The 12,751-nt window shown below is 64.0% G+C and carries 7 protein-coding genes; 1 reads left to right on the forward strand and 6 read right to left on the reverse strand.

Annotation, left to right across the window (positions count from 1 at the left end):
- Positions 1-125 precede the first annotated feature (125 nt).
- Positions 126-1,700 (reverse strand): flippase activity-associated protein Agl23, encoded by a 1,575-nt coding sequence (locus G4L39_RS06415; protein ID WP_165106805.1) that lies wholly within the window; start codon positions 1,698-1,700, stop codon positions 126-128.
- Positions 1,697-2,392, reverse strand: coding sequence for a discoidin domain-containing protein (locus tag G4L39_RS06420; RefSeq protein ID WP_205880833.1), 696 nt, complete (start codon positions 2,390-2,392; stop codon positions 1,697-1,699). The genes G4L39_RS06415 and G4L39_RS06420 overlap by 4 nt, the downstream gene beginning before the upstream one ends.
- A gap of 630 nt (positions 2,393-3,022) precedes the next feature.
- Between G4L39_RS06420 and G4L39_RS06425 the strand changes: the two genes are divergently transcribed.
- Positions 3,023-3,625, forward strand: a complete 603-nt coding sequence (locus G4L39_RS06425; protein ID WP_205880834.1) for a LysM peptidoglycan-binding domain-containing protein — start codon at positions 3,023-3,025, stop codon at positions 3,623-3,625.
- A gap of 142 nt (positions 3,626-3,767) precedes the next feature.
- Here the strand turns inward: G4L39_RS06425 and carA are convergent, their stop codons facing one another.
- From carA to G4L39_RS06445, 4 genes are all read right to left on the reverse strand, one after another.
- The gene (gene carA, locus G4L39_RS06430) at positions 3,768-4,913 is read right to left on the reverse strand and encodes a glutamine-hydrolyzing carbamoyl-phosphate synthase small subunit (RefSeq protein WP_205880835.1); all 1,146 of its coding nucleotides are present in this window, start codon (positions 4,911-4,913) and stop codon (positions 3,768-3,770) included.
- A gap of 8 nt (positions 4,914-4,921) precedes the next feature.
- Positions 4,922-6,403 carry a glutamate synthase subunit beta gene (locus G4L39_RS06435; protein ID WP_165106808.1) on the reverse strand — a complete coding sequence of 494 codons (1,482 nt, stop codon included), beginning with the start codon at positions 6,401-6,403 and terminating at the stop codon, positions 4,922-4,924.
- A 38-nt stretch (positions 6,404-6,441) separates the two neighbouring features.
- The gene (gltB, locus tag G4L39_RS06440; protein ID WP_165106810.1) at positions 6,442-11,067 is read right to left on the reverse strand and encodes a glutamate synthase large subunit; all 4,626 of its coding nucleotides are present in this window, start codon (positions 11,065-11,067) and stop codon (positions 6,442-6,444) included.
- A gap of 370 nt (positions 11,068-11,437) precedes the next feature.
- Positions 11,438-12,373 carry a hypothetical protein gene (locus tag G4L39_RS06445; RefSeq protein ID WP_165106811.1) on the reverse strand — a complete coding sequence of 312 codons (936 nt, stop codon included), beginning with the start codon at positions 12,371-12,373 and terminating at the stop codon, positions 11,438-11,440.
- Between the last annotated feature and the right edge of the window lie 378 nt (positions 12,374-12,751).

Below are 12,751 nucleotides of genomic sequence, written 5' to 3' on the forward strand. Positions count from 1 at the left end.
GGCATCCCCGAACCTCTCCCAACCGGTGTTTGGATCGTCTGCAAGCCCGGTGGCGCGGCAACGTCCCCTGTGGCGTCAAAGTTCAAAAGGCCCGGGCTCATGCACCGATCCGGACAGGGCGTGGTTCACAAGGCCGGTTGCTCCGGCTCCTCCGCTACCTTCCGCAGTTCCAGCCACCGCGTCCAGAGATTGAGATCCACGTAAAGCTCGAGAAACACGCGGGGCCGGATTTCATACATCCCCGCCATGAGCCAGCGCCGTCCCGAACGATCGTCCCATCGAACATCCCATTCCGCAGCCGACACAATCACGGGTGCCACCGGATCTTCCGGAAACCGGTCATACCAGCCCACGCGTTCAAACGCCCGCCAATACCAGGGCAGCGGCCAGTATTCATGTCGCGGCGCAGCCACCTGAATCAGCATGCGCGTCCCATCCGGATGCACCATCGCCAGCTCCTTGACGCGATCCACCAGCCGTAGCACATCCGGCACGGTCTGGGCGTATACATAAGGGTTCCGCCAGTCCGAGTGCCGGACGAAGTTTGCCTGCACACACTGCCAGCCCATGTGCAACGCCCCCACCACGCCAACCGCGACCATCATGCCCCTGGCAACCGGATGCGACAGCCACCGCCAGAGCAAGACCGCACCGGCACCAGCCAACAACACGTACCCGTGCCAAAACCCAACCAGGCACCAGGGCGTCTTGTAGGGAATGGCCGAGTAAAAGACGGTCAACAGGATGGTGTAAACCGTCAGGCACCGCAACCACCCACGCTGGATCTCCCCCAACCCTCTGCCCCGCCAGGCCGCCCACATCGCCACCAGCGCCAACCCAAACACCCACGCCTCCGTCCACACCCATCCCCGGGGCCGTTGAAACCACAGGAGCCGTTCCAGATAAAAGTACCACGGATGAATGTGTGGCGAGTCCCCCGTGGCGCGCCTCAGCCAGGGCAGATACGACAACAGGGAGTCAACCGGGCCCCGGGGATGGGTGAAAAACGAGCTGTAAAACGTGACCGAAACCAGCCCGGCAACCAGCACGGCCACTCCCAGGTGCGACAGGGACACCGTTTCCCGAAGCTGGGACCAACCCTGTTGGCCCCATTCCCATCGGGCCACAATACCGATGGCCAGCACCATGGCCGCCAGCGGGAGAACAAAAGTCTCCTTGGTCGCGTGCATGAAGCCAACGGCCACCCCGGCCGTCACCGCCCAAAGAACCCGTCGGGTGCAACCGTACTCCCAAACCGCCAGAGCAAGGAGCAGCGTGAAGAGGGCCAACAACATCTCGTGGATGAAATTCCGGCTGTAAAACACCAGGGCCGGTGAGATGGCGGTCCACAAGGCCGCCATCACGGTGGCCGGTCCGCCCATGGCCTGCCGGAGCGGCCACAAAAGGGCAATCAACGCCACACCCGCCAGGGCCGGCGTCAGCCGCAATGTGACCTCGTCCAGCTCCACGAAGCTTGCGATACCGCGGAGCCGGATCGGAATCAGCGAGAGGTAATAAAGGGTGGGCCCGTGATGCTCGTCAGGGTCGTAACGGTACGACTCGGAGCCCCAAGCAGCCGCCTGTCGGATGGCGTTGACCGCCTCGTCGTTGTGCATGGGCCGGAGGTCCAGGCGGGTGCATCGAATCCCCAGGCCCACCAGGACGACCAACACGAAGGCCCATGCCCCGACACGGGTCATGAAGCCGGAAGGGCATACACCTCGATTTCCTGCCAGCAGTTCAGCGCGCTCTGACTGCTGCCGCGGGTGTAACACCGCACGTACCGGGCCGTCACGCCCTTACCGTCCACGATCTTCCCCTCGTGCGTTTCAAAGTATTCGCGGTCGGTGCCCACGCCCTGGCCGGAGGTGTTGTCCGTATCGTTGTTGAAGAGGGTAATCACACCCTCCTTGAATTCCGGATCGTTCGACACCTGCACGATCACATCGTGGAACACCTGGATGTACCGGTGGTCGTGCCACATCACGATCGCGTAGATCCGGTAAGGCTGGCCCAGATCCACCTGCACCCACTGGGTGCCGCGCCGAAACTCCACCGTGTCATAGTCAAAGGCTTCCTTCCTGCCGTCGGTGATCTGGCTCAGTTCACCCGTGAAAGGTTGAACACTGGCGGTGACGGGCTTGCCGAGGGCCACGTTGGTGACCCCCTTCGGCACATAAAACGGCGGCCGCGGTTTGTCGGACAACGGTTCGATGTTTGGCCCGCTGGGGAGGTCCTCCGGTGTACCCTTGAGAGTGGGTGCAGGCAGTTTCAGTTCGAGCGGGACCTTTTCCTGAGCCCGCCCGGGCGCCGGACCCAGGACGCCCCACACCAGTGCCAGGCAAATTGCCGTGCTCAGAGCTTTCACAACTCGTCGTTCAGTCGTTGCCATGGTTTGATCCGTTTCGGTTCAGATTTCCTCCACAGTAACCGATCCTCTCGGTCGACGGAAGACCAAAGCGGCCGGTCGCCTCGCAGGTTCGACGGCCGCGCGGTACCGGCTATTCAGGCCGCGTGGGCGGCCGGAGCAAGCGGCGGGTTCGAATTGGCGGCATGAAAACCGATGCGCCTCCTATCAACCTACGGGACGGACCGCCTCCGCCCCAAGCCCTCACGGCTCTTCTGCCGCGCGCGTGGATCGGATCATCAGTGCAAAGCAAAACCCCCGCCTTTTCCCGATGAGGCAATTCTGGCGAAGATTTGCGGGAAGAGCCCGCGATGTCCCGAGTGATGCACCATGACCGAGCAGGACAGGCACCGCCCCGGCTCCTTTGCATGGCACGGCCGGTCCCACATGAAAAAACCGCAATGCGCGGCCGGGCGTGCCGCAATCCACCAAACCCGGAATCCCGTGGACCATGTGCGCGGGCCCTGGCAACCTCACACCGGGAATGCGGCCCGGCTCTCCACCGCTCACTGCGGCATGGAACGATCCGCCTCCAGTGTGCCGGATAGCAGTCGAATGACCCTCCGTGCCGGAGCCCGCTTGCGCGGCGGGCCGCCGGATCCTATCGTGCGACGCATGAAGGCGCGGAGTTGCGTGCTGTGGCTTGCGGGTCTGTGTTGGGTCGGATCGCTGCCGGCCCAGGACCCGGCGGTGGAGGATCGCCTGACCCGGATCGAAGGGCAGATTCGGGATTTGCTGGCCGCGCAAGCCGAGATGCAGAAGCGGATGGCCGGCCTGGTCCGGGAATTGAGTGAACTGCGAGACCAGGTCCGGTCCGGAACCGGCGACTATGCCACGCAGGCGGATCTGCGCCGGCTGGCGGATGCCGTGCAGGAGGTGGACCGGAAACGGCGAGAGGATTACCAGAAGATTGCACAGGAAATCCAGCAGCTGGCCAAGGTCCTCAGCTCCGCCAACCCACCCACACGGACCAGCCCCCCTGCCCCGGAGGAGCGTACCAGCCGCCGGCGAAGCACCTCCCCCGATGCCGGGGGCCCGGTGGAAAAGGGCTACGAATACGTGGTGAAACCGGGCGACACCCTCCACGCCATCGTTCAGGCATATCGGGAACAGGGGGTCAATGTGACCGTGGCCCAGGTATTGAAGGCCAACCCGGGCTTAAATCCCAACCGCCTCCAGGTGGGTCAAAAAATCTTCATCCCGCTGCCCGCCGAATAGCCGCCGTTTCAGGCCACCGCCCCGCAGTCGCAGCCGAGCCGGCTGGCTGGATCCCGAAACTCCCAATGACTCCGCGCGATTCAGCGGGTATCTGGTCCGGCTTTCCCCGGTGTGCGGGCTGGAAGGGGCGCACCCTGTTGCGTCATCGCCGTTCGATCATTTCCCGGAACCGGGCGAACAGCGGGGTGGCATCATGCGGGCCCGGCGCAGCTTCGGGATGGTACTGCACCGAGAAGACCGGCTTGGTGCGGTGGCGCATGCCCTCCACGGTCTTGTCGTTGAGGTTGATCCGGTCCACCACCACCTCCGAGGGCAACGTGGCAGGGTCCACGGCGAACCCGTGATTCTGCGAGGTGATCTCCACACGCCCGGTCTCCAGGTCCTTGACCGGCTGATTGGCCCCGTGATGACCGAACTTCAGTTTGAAGGTCTTTCCGCCGAACGCCTGACCCAGGATCTGATGCCCCAGGCAGATGCCGAAGATGGGAATCCCGGTGCGGAGCAGCTCGGCCACCGCACGCACGGCGTACCCCAGTGCCGCCGGATCACCCGGGCCGTTGGACAGGAACACCCCGGCCGGCTTGTACCGCAGGACCTCCTCCGCCGGCGTATGCGCGGGGACCACCTGCACGGCAAACCCGTGTTGCCGGAGCTGGCGCAGGATGTTGTATTTCACGCCGAAATCGTAAGCCACGATCGGGATGTCAGCCGGCGGGAGTTCGGGCGTTCTCGCCCCGGGGTTGTGGTTCTCCAGGTGAAAGGGCCGGCTGAGTCGGTCCCCCTCATCCCAGCGAAACGGTTCCGGATGGGTCACCTCGCGGACGTAATCCACGCCAATCAATCCATGCCACGAACGGGCCCGGGCAATGGCCTCTTCATCGGAAACGTCCTCGGTGGAGATAAACCCGTTCAACGCACCGCGCACACGCAGCTTCTTGGTCAGGGCACGCGTATCCACACCCTGAATCCCGGGTATTCCGTGGGCTTCGAGGTATTCGGAGACGGTCCGGCGGGCGCGCCAGTTGGAAACGACCGGGGAAAGTTCCCGAACCACAAAACCCGCCACGTGCGGTCGCCAGGATTCCACGTCCTCGTCGTTGACGCCGTAATTGCCGATGTGGGGGTAGGTCATGGTGACGATCTGCCCCTTGTAGGACGGGTCGGTCAGGATTTCCTGGTAACCCGTCATGGCGGTGTTGAAGCAGACCTCCCCACAGGCGGACGCCCGTGCACCGAATCCGATGCCGTGGTAGACGGTGCCGTCTTCGAGGGCCAGTACGGCTTTCATCGCTTGGCTCATGGCAGCACGGTTTGTCCCATGAGGAACCGGTCCACCTCCCGCGCGCAGGCCCGGCCTTCGTTGATGGCCCAGACCACCAGACTCTGGCCGCGTCGCATGTCTCCCGCGGCAAACACGCGCGGTACGCTGGTTTGGAAGCGGCCGTATTCGGCTTTGACGTTGCCCCGCGGATCACGCTCCAACTCCAGCTGGTCCAGGATGGTGTCCTCCGGTCCCAGGAAACCCATGGCCAGCAGCACCAATTGGGCCGGCAGGGTCTGCTCCGTTCCGGGCACGGGCACGGGCGTGAACCGGCCCTGGGCATCCTTCTGCCAGTCCACCATCACGGTCCGCACGCCCTTGACATGGCCGGTTTCGTCGCCGAGGAACCGCACCACCGTGGTACGGTATCGACGCGGATCCTCGCCCTGAACGGCAGCCGCTTCTTCCTGACCATAGTCCACTCGGAAGATCCTGGGCCATTCGGGCCAGGGGTTGTTGGGGGCACGGGTCTCCGGCGGTTTGGGCAGGATCTCCAGCTGCAAGACACTGCGGCAACCCTGGCGCAGGGCGGTTGCCACACAGTCGGTCCCGGTATCACCACCTCCCACCACGATCACGTCACGACCCCTGGCATCAATGAAATCATGATCGGCTCCGCCGCCCAGGAGGCGTTTCGTGTTGGCCGTCAGGAACTCCATGGCAAAGTGGATGCCCTTGAGGTTCCTGCCCTCCACGGGCAGATCGCGCGGCTTGGTGGCCCCGCAACAAAGCACCACCGCGTCATATTCCTCCAGAAGCTTGCCCGCGGGGAGGTCGCGTCCCACCTCGCAGTTGGTGATGAAACGAATGCCCTCCTGCGCCAGCAAATCCACGCGCCTCTGAACGACCCGCTTGTCGAGTTTCATGTTCGGAATCCCATACATCAGCAGGCCGCCCACACGATCGGCACGCTCATACACCGTCACCCAGTGGCCGGCCCGGTTCAGTTGGTCGGCGCAGGAGAGCCCTGCGGGGCCGCTGCCCACGATGGCCACCTTTTTGCCGGTTCGTTTCTGGGGCGGGCGCGGTGTGATCCAGCCCGATTCCCACCCGCGGTCGGCGATGGCGCATTCGATGGCCTTGATCGTCACCGGCGGACGGATGATGCCCAGCACGCAGGCCCCCTCGCACGGAGCCGGACAGACGCGGCCGGTAAATTCCGGGAAATTGTTGGTCTTGTGCAGGCGTTCGAGCGCCTCCCGCCAGAGCCCGCGGTACACCAGGTCATTCCACTCCGGGATCAGGTTGTTGATGGGACAGCCCGAGGCCGCCCCGCCCAGGATCATGCCGGTGTGGCAGAAGGGCGTGCCGCAGTCCATGCACCGGGCCCCCTGCGCCCGCAAGGCCGCCTCGTCCATCGGCAGATGGAACTCGTCCCAGTTGCGGATCCTCTGCAAGGGCGGCAGTTCGGGGGGCAGTTCGCGCGCGTATTCCAGGAATCCAGTCGGCTTACCCATGGATGTGTCGCTTCAGAATGAGGGACAGGTCCCCAGCATCAACCGCCACCGATCCGGGCGGCGTCCTTGGTGTTTTCGATGAATGCCGCCATGATGGCTTCCTCGCCGCTGAGCCCGGCTTCGCGCACCTTGCGCATGGCGGCCAAAACCCGGGCGTAGTCCTTGGGCAGGACCTTGACGAATCGCGGCAGATAATCCTTCCACGATACCAGGATCGTGGCGGCCCGGCGGCTGCCGGTGTATTCCTCGTGCCGCTCGATCATGCGGCGCACCTCGGCAATCTCCTCCTCCTCTTCCAGCCGGCACAGCATCACCATGTCGAGGTTGCACCGGCGCGGGAAATCCCCGTCCAGGTCCAGGACATAGGCGATGCCGCCCGACATCCCGGCGGCGAAATTCTTGCCCGTCCGTCCCAGGATCACCACGCGGCCGCCGGTCATGTACTCGCAGCCGTGGTCGCCCACACCCTCCACCACGGCGCAGGCACCCGAGTTCCGGACGCAGAATCGCTCGCCGGCCACGCCACAGACGTAGGCCTCCCCGCTGGTGGCACCGTAGAGGGCCACGTTGCCGATGATGATGTTCTCTTCGGGCGCAAACGTGGACCCGCGCGGGGGCCGAACGATCAACTTGGCGCCGGACAATCCCTTGCCAAAGTAGTCGTTGGCGTCCCCCTCCAGCTCGAAGGTGATCCCCCGCGGCATGAAGGCGCCGAAACTCTGCCCGGCCGAGCCCTTGAAATGAATGCGGATGGTGTCCTCCGGCAGACCGGCCTCGCCATAGCGGCGGGTGACCTCGCTGCCGAGCATGGTGCCCACCACCCGGTGGCAGTTTCGGATGGGCAGCACGGCCCGGACCGGCTCGCCCCGTTCCAGAGCCGGTTCACACAGCCGCAGCAGGATCTGCCGATCCATCGTCTGATCCAGTCCGTGATCCTGCAGATCCTGGCAGAATCGCTTTACAAAGGGCGAGACCTCGGGCTGATAGAAGATGCTGGAGAAGTCGAGCCCGCGGGCCTTCCAGTGTTCGATGGCACGGTTGACGTCCAGTTTGTCGGTCCGCCCGATCATGTTGTTCAGGGTGCGGAAGCCGAGCTTGGCCATGAGCTCGCGCACTTCCATGGCGATGAAGCGCATGAAGTTCACCACGTGCTCCGGCTTGCCCATGAAGTGCTCCCGCAAGCGGGGATCCTGGGTGGCCACGCCCACCGGGCAGGTGTTTTTGTGGCAGACCCGCATCATGATGCAGCCCATCGAGACCAGCGCGGTGGTGGCAAACCCAAACTCCTCGGCCCCGAGAAGGGCTGCGATCACCACGTCCCGCCCGGTTTTGAGCTGCCCGTCCACCTCCACGGCAATCCGGCCGCGCAGGTTGTTCAGCAACAGCGTCTGGTGCGTCTCGGCCAGGCCGAGCTCCCAGGGAATGCCCGCATGCTTGATCGAGGTCAGCGGCGACGCACCGGTCCCGCCGTCGTGTCCACTGATGAGGACCACATCGGCATGAGCCTTGGCCACGCCCGCGGCAATGGTGCCCACACCCACCTCGGCCACCAGTTTCACACTGATCCGGGCCTCGTGATTGGCGTTCTTCAGGTCGTGGATCAGCTGTGCCAGATCCTCGATGGAGTAGATGTCATGGTGCGGCGGCGGGGAAATCAGTCCCACCCCGGGGGTGGAGTGCCGGGTCTTGGCAATCCACGGATACACCTTGTGCCCCGGCAACTGGCCGCCCTCACCGGGCTTGGCGCCCTGAGCCATCTTGATCTGGATCTCCTGCGCGTTGACCAGGTAGAGGCTCGTGACGCCGAACCGCCCGGAGGCGACCTGCTTGATGGCACTGTTCTTCGAGTCGCCGTTGGGCAACGGTTTGTACCGCTCGGGATCCTCGCCGCCCTCGCCCGTGTTGCTCTTGCCGCCAATGCGGTTCATGGCAATGGCCAGGGTCTCATGGGCCTCCTTGCTGATCGAACCGTAGCTCATGGCGCCCGACTTGAACCGGCGCATGATGCTCTCGATGGGTTCGACCTCCTCGAGCGGAATGGGCTTGGGCGCGAATTTGAGTTCAAACAACCCGCGCAACGTGCAGAGGTTCCGTGCCTGTTCGTCCACCGCGCGCGAATACTCCTTGAAGGCCTGGTAGTCGTTGTTGCGCACGGCCTGCTGGAGTTTGTGAATCGTGACGGGGTTGAACAGGTGGAATTCACCGTCCGCACGCCACTGATACTGCCCGCCCGGATCCAGGGCCATCGTACCGTCCCCCCGGTCCACAAACGCGGCCTGATGCCGGAGGAGCGTCTCACGCGCCACCTCCTCCAGACCGATCCCCTCAATCCGCGACGGGGTCCAGGTGAAGTACTTGTCCACGAACTTGCGGTTCAATCCGATGGCCTCGAAGATCTGCGCGCCGCGATAGCTCTGGAGCGTGGAGATCCCCATCTTGGAGGCGACCTTGAGGATCCCCTTGACGACCGCCTTCACGTAGTTCTTCCGCGCCTTCTCCCGGTCCACCTGGAGCAGCCCGGCGTCCAGGAGCTTGTCCAGAGTGTCCAGGGCCAGGTACGGGTTGATGGCGCTGGCCCCGTAGCCCACCAGCAGCGCAAAATGATGCACCTCCCGGGGTTCGCCGGATTCCAGTACCAGACTGCACAGGGTGCGCCGGCCCTGCCGGATCAGGTGGTGATGCAGCCCCGAGATGGCCAGCAGCGCCGGGATGGGCGCCCATTCGGCGTTGAGGCCGCGATCGGACAGGATGAGAGTGTTGGCACCGTCAAGAATGGCCTCGTCGGCCTTGCGGTATAGATCTTCCAGCGCCTGTTCCAATCCCCGGGCCCCTTCGGCCGCGGGAAAGAGAATCGGGATTGTCACCGCGCGGAAGCCCGGGCGCTGCACATTCTTGATCTGCGCCAGCTCCTCGTTGGTGAGGATGGGCCCTTCCAACTTGATGAAACGGCAGCTCTCGGGGGTGGGCTCCAGCAGGTTGCCCTCCCGGCCGAGGGCCGTTTCCGTTGAGGTCACAATGGCCTCCCGCAGGTAGTCGATCGGCGGGTTGGTGACCTGGGCAAATAGCTGCTTGAAGTAGTTGTAGAGCAGCTGGGGTTTGTTGGACAGCACCGCCAGCGGCGTGTCATTGCCCATGGAACCAACGGGTTCGACGCCATCGGTGGCCATGGGCACCAGAATCATGCGCTCGTCCTCAAAGGTGTAACCGAACGCGCGTTGCAACCGTACCAGCTCGGGCTCGGGTGGCCGCGCCGGGGCGGGTGCCTCCGGCAGGTCATCCAGTTGAAGCACGTATCGGTCCAGCCACTCGCGATAGGGCTTTTCCGTGGCAATGGAATGCTTGAGTTCCTCATCCGCCACGATCCGACCTTGCTCCGTGTCCACCAGCAACATGCGGCCCGGCTGGAGCCGGCCCTTGTACTCAATCCTCTCGGCCGGCACATCCAGCACCCCCACCTCGGAAGCCAGGATCACCAGGTCGTCCTTGGTCACGTAGTATCGCGAGGGCCGCAAGCCGTTGCGGTCCAGAACGGCCCCAATGCGGATGCCATCGGTGAAGGAAACCGAGGCCGGTCCGTCCCACGGTTCCATCAGGAAGCGGTGGAACTCGTAGAAAGCCCGCTTCTCCGGGCTCATGAAGGGGTCGTGCTGCCAGGGCTCCGGGATCATCATCATCACCGCATGGGGCAGGCTCCGCCCGGCCAACACCAACAGCTCCAGGCAGTTGTCGAACATGGCGGAGTCGCTACCGTCCGGCGCAATCACCGGCAGGACCTTGCGCAAATCATCGCCGAAAACCTGCGACCGGAACAGCGCCTCACGGGCATGCAGCCAGTTGATGTTGCCCCGGAGCGTATTGATCTCGCCGTTGTGAGCGATGTAACGGTACGGATGCGCCCGATCCCAACTCGGAAACGTGTTGGTGCTGAACCGGGAGTGAACCAGCGCCAGGGCACTGGACATGGACGGATCGCTCAGCTCCGGGAAATAGGTTCGGAGCTGCTCCGCCGTCAGCATCCCCTTGTACACCAGGGTGCGATGTGAAAGAGAGCAGACGTAAAACCACCGCCCCCACGGTTCACCGCCGTAACGGATCCTCTTCTCCGCCACCCGCCGAACCACGTAGAGCTTGCGCTCGAACGCCTGGTCATCCTTCAACGCCGACGGCCGCCCGATGAAGACCTGGCGCATGTAAGGCTCAGACGCCCGCGCCGTGGCCCCGAGGTTCCCATTATTGGTCGGGACATCTCGCCAACCCAGGAACTCCAATCCCTCCTCCTCCACCACGCGGACAAAGGCGGCTTCACACCGCTGGCGATCCTCCCGGTTGGGCGGCAGGAACACCAGGCCACAGCCGTACTGCTTTTCCCCCGGCAATCGCAAGCCCACTTCGTCACAGGCCTGCTGCAGAAATTCATGGGGCATTTGCAACAGGATGCCCGCGCCGTCGCCGGTGTTGTTTTCGCAGCCGCAGGCGCCCCGATGCCGCAGGTTTTCCAGAATGGTCAGCGCGTCCGTGACAATGTTGTGGGATTTCTTACCCTTGACATGGACAACAAACCCGACCCCGCACGCTTCGTGTTCGAAACGTGGATCGTAAAGACCCTGTGCCTGCGGGTACCCGGGTGGGCGAACCGCCTGCGAACCATGATGTTCCTGCGACATGTCTCCAGCGCTCATTCGGTACACTTCCAGCCCGTTCCGACACTCCGTACGTCGGCGGGTCGTGCGTATTTAATACGAAAAACCCTCGCCTGCAACCGGTTTGTTGGACAAATTCGCCACGGCCTTGACCGCTTCCCGGGCCCACAGCCCCGGATGATCCAGGGTCCCCGTCATCCCACCCTCATGCATCCCTCCACACAAGCCCCCGAAACGCCCTCCCAGCCGTCTCAAGCATCATTCTCGACGGGTCCCCCGGGTTGGCGAAAGCTCGGACAAACAGCCGCCCCCGGCATTTCCCCTCCCAATGGAATTTTGACAAGCCAACCAGCTTCACCGAGAGGGCGCCCGGGACAACCGGATCCGCGAGCCCTTAGCGTCCACCGGCCGGACGAAGCTCCACCTCCACAATCTCGGTGAACGAAACGGGGATCTCCTCCACCGCCGCCCCCTTCTGCACCTCCACGTGCATGTCCGTCGCCGTAATACGGGTGATGCGATTGACCACGTATTGCTGTTTCGCGGTTTTCAGAATCATCACCTGGCTTTTGTCCCGCCGGACCATGCCAAAGAAGGAACTGAAGCGCGTCTCGAAGAAGCGGCGGTTGAAGGCGTATTCGCCACGCTTGAATATGGTGGGCTCGGCCGGTTTGGTCGCAGCCGGTGCGGGGGTTTCTTGGGCCAGATGCAGCCCCGCGCCGACAACCGGTGCGGCCGCACCCGCTCCCGCAGCCACCTCCGCCGCGGCACCAACCTGCTCCTCCTCCTTGGGAATCCGCGTGGGTAGGGCGAGGAAAATGATCTGCGGGATCACCGGAACAATCGCCGCCAATCCTACAACCATGGCCAGCGGCCGGGCACGGTACACGGCGATCTCGTAGGCCGAATACAAGTTGGCCGCGTACAACCCGAAAAGGATCAGTAATCCAATCGAGGATCCGGCAAGCCCGGCCCAAAAAGCCGGGTTCTCGGGCCTGGACAGCCTCCCTTCCACGGGCCGGGGCTTGGGCAACGGTGGCCGGGCCTGCTCCTCGGACTGGTCTTCTTCGATGATGTAAATTTCCACGAACTGGGCCAGCTTCTTGTCCTTGGCCAGTTCTCGAAGGCTTTCCTGGGTAAACCGGTCCCAGGCGATGCGGCTGGAGTATTGCCCGCCCGGACCCCGGATTACCACGCCACGCTCATTGGGCGAAACCGGATCCCCCTCCACGGTGGTGCCATCCGTCAACCGGTAAACCGCCCCCCAACCGACCCCGGCCCACAACAAGGCCACCAGCGCAACCAACGTCGTGATCCCTAGCCTTTGCACGATCCCACCGGATAGCGCAAACCCCCGGTCCCACGCAAAGGAAAATCAGCGACACCCTGAACAGCCTGAATCCTTAGCCAGCAATTGGGGCGGGGGTGCAAACGATGTTTTCGAATCGGAGGAGTCTCTAAACGAGATCTGGGAGGGCTCTGGGGCCCATCGGGGAGGGGTCGTCCGGGCGCCGGAAGGGCCGCAGGGCCGTGCCAGGGTGGTTTTTTCCCAAATGCGGGCACGCTCCGCCCTGGCCGCCAGGGGCGGTCGGCGCGCGCGGGGTTCGTGCCGTTGGCTCCAGTTTAGCCGGAGGGCACCGCCGCTTCCGCCGCCCCGGCCCGCCACCAGCGCGCTTGCCACTGGTGCCACCAGTCCAGCCAGCTGACC

This window comes from Limisphaera ngatamarikiensis, assembly GCF_011044775.1.
GTDB classification, from domain to species: domain Bacteria; phylum Verrucomicrobiota; class Verrucomicrobiia; order Limisphaerales; family Limisphaeraceae; genus Limisphaera; species Limisphaera ngatamarikiensis.

Coding starts and splice junctions, on each gene's coding strand:
- G4L39_RS06415 (WP_165106805.1), bottom strand. CDS start 1,700: ATGACCCGTGTCGGGGCATGGGCCTTCGTGTTGGTCGTCCTGGTGGGC.
- G4L39_RS06420 (WP_205880833.1), bottom strand. CDS start 2,392: ATGGCAACGACTGAACGACGAGTTGTGAAAGCTCTGAGCACGGCAATT.
- G4L39_RS06425 (WP_205880834.1), top strand. CDS start 3,023: ATGAAGGCGCGGAGTTGCGTGCTGTGGCTTGCGGGTCTGTGTTGGGTC.
- carA (WP_205880835.1), bottom strand. CDS start 4,913: ATGAAAGCCGTACTGGCCCTCGAAGACGGCACCGTCTACCACGGCATC.
- G4L39_RS06435 (WP_165106808.1), bottom strand. CDS start 6,403: ATGGGTAAGCCGACTGGATTCCTGGAATACGCGCGCGAACTGCCCCCC.
- gltB (WP_165106810.1), bottom strand. CDS start 11,067: ATGTCGCAGGAACATCATGGTTCGCAGGCGGTTCGCCCACCCGGGTAC.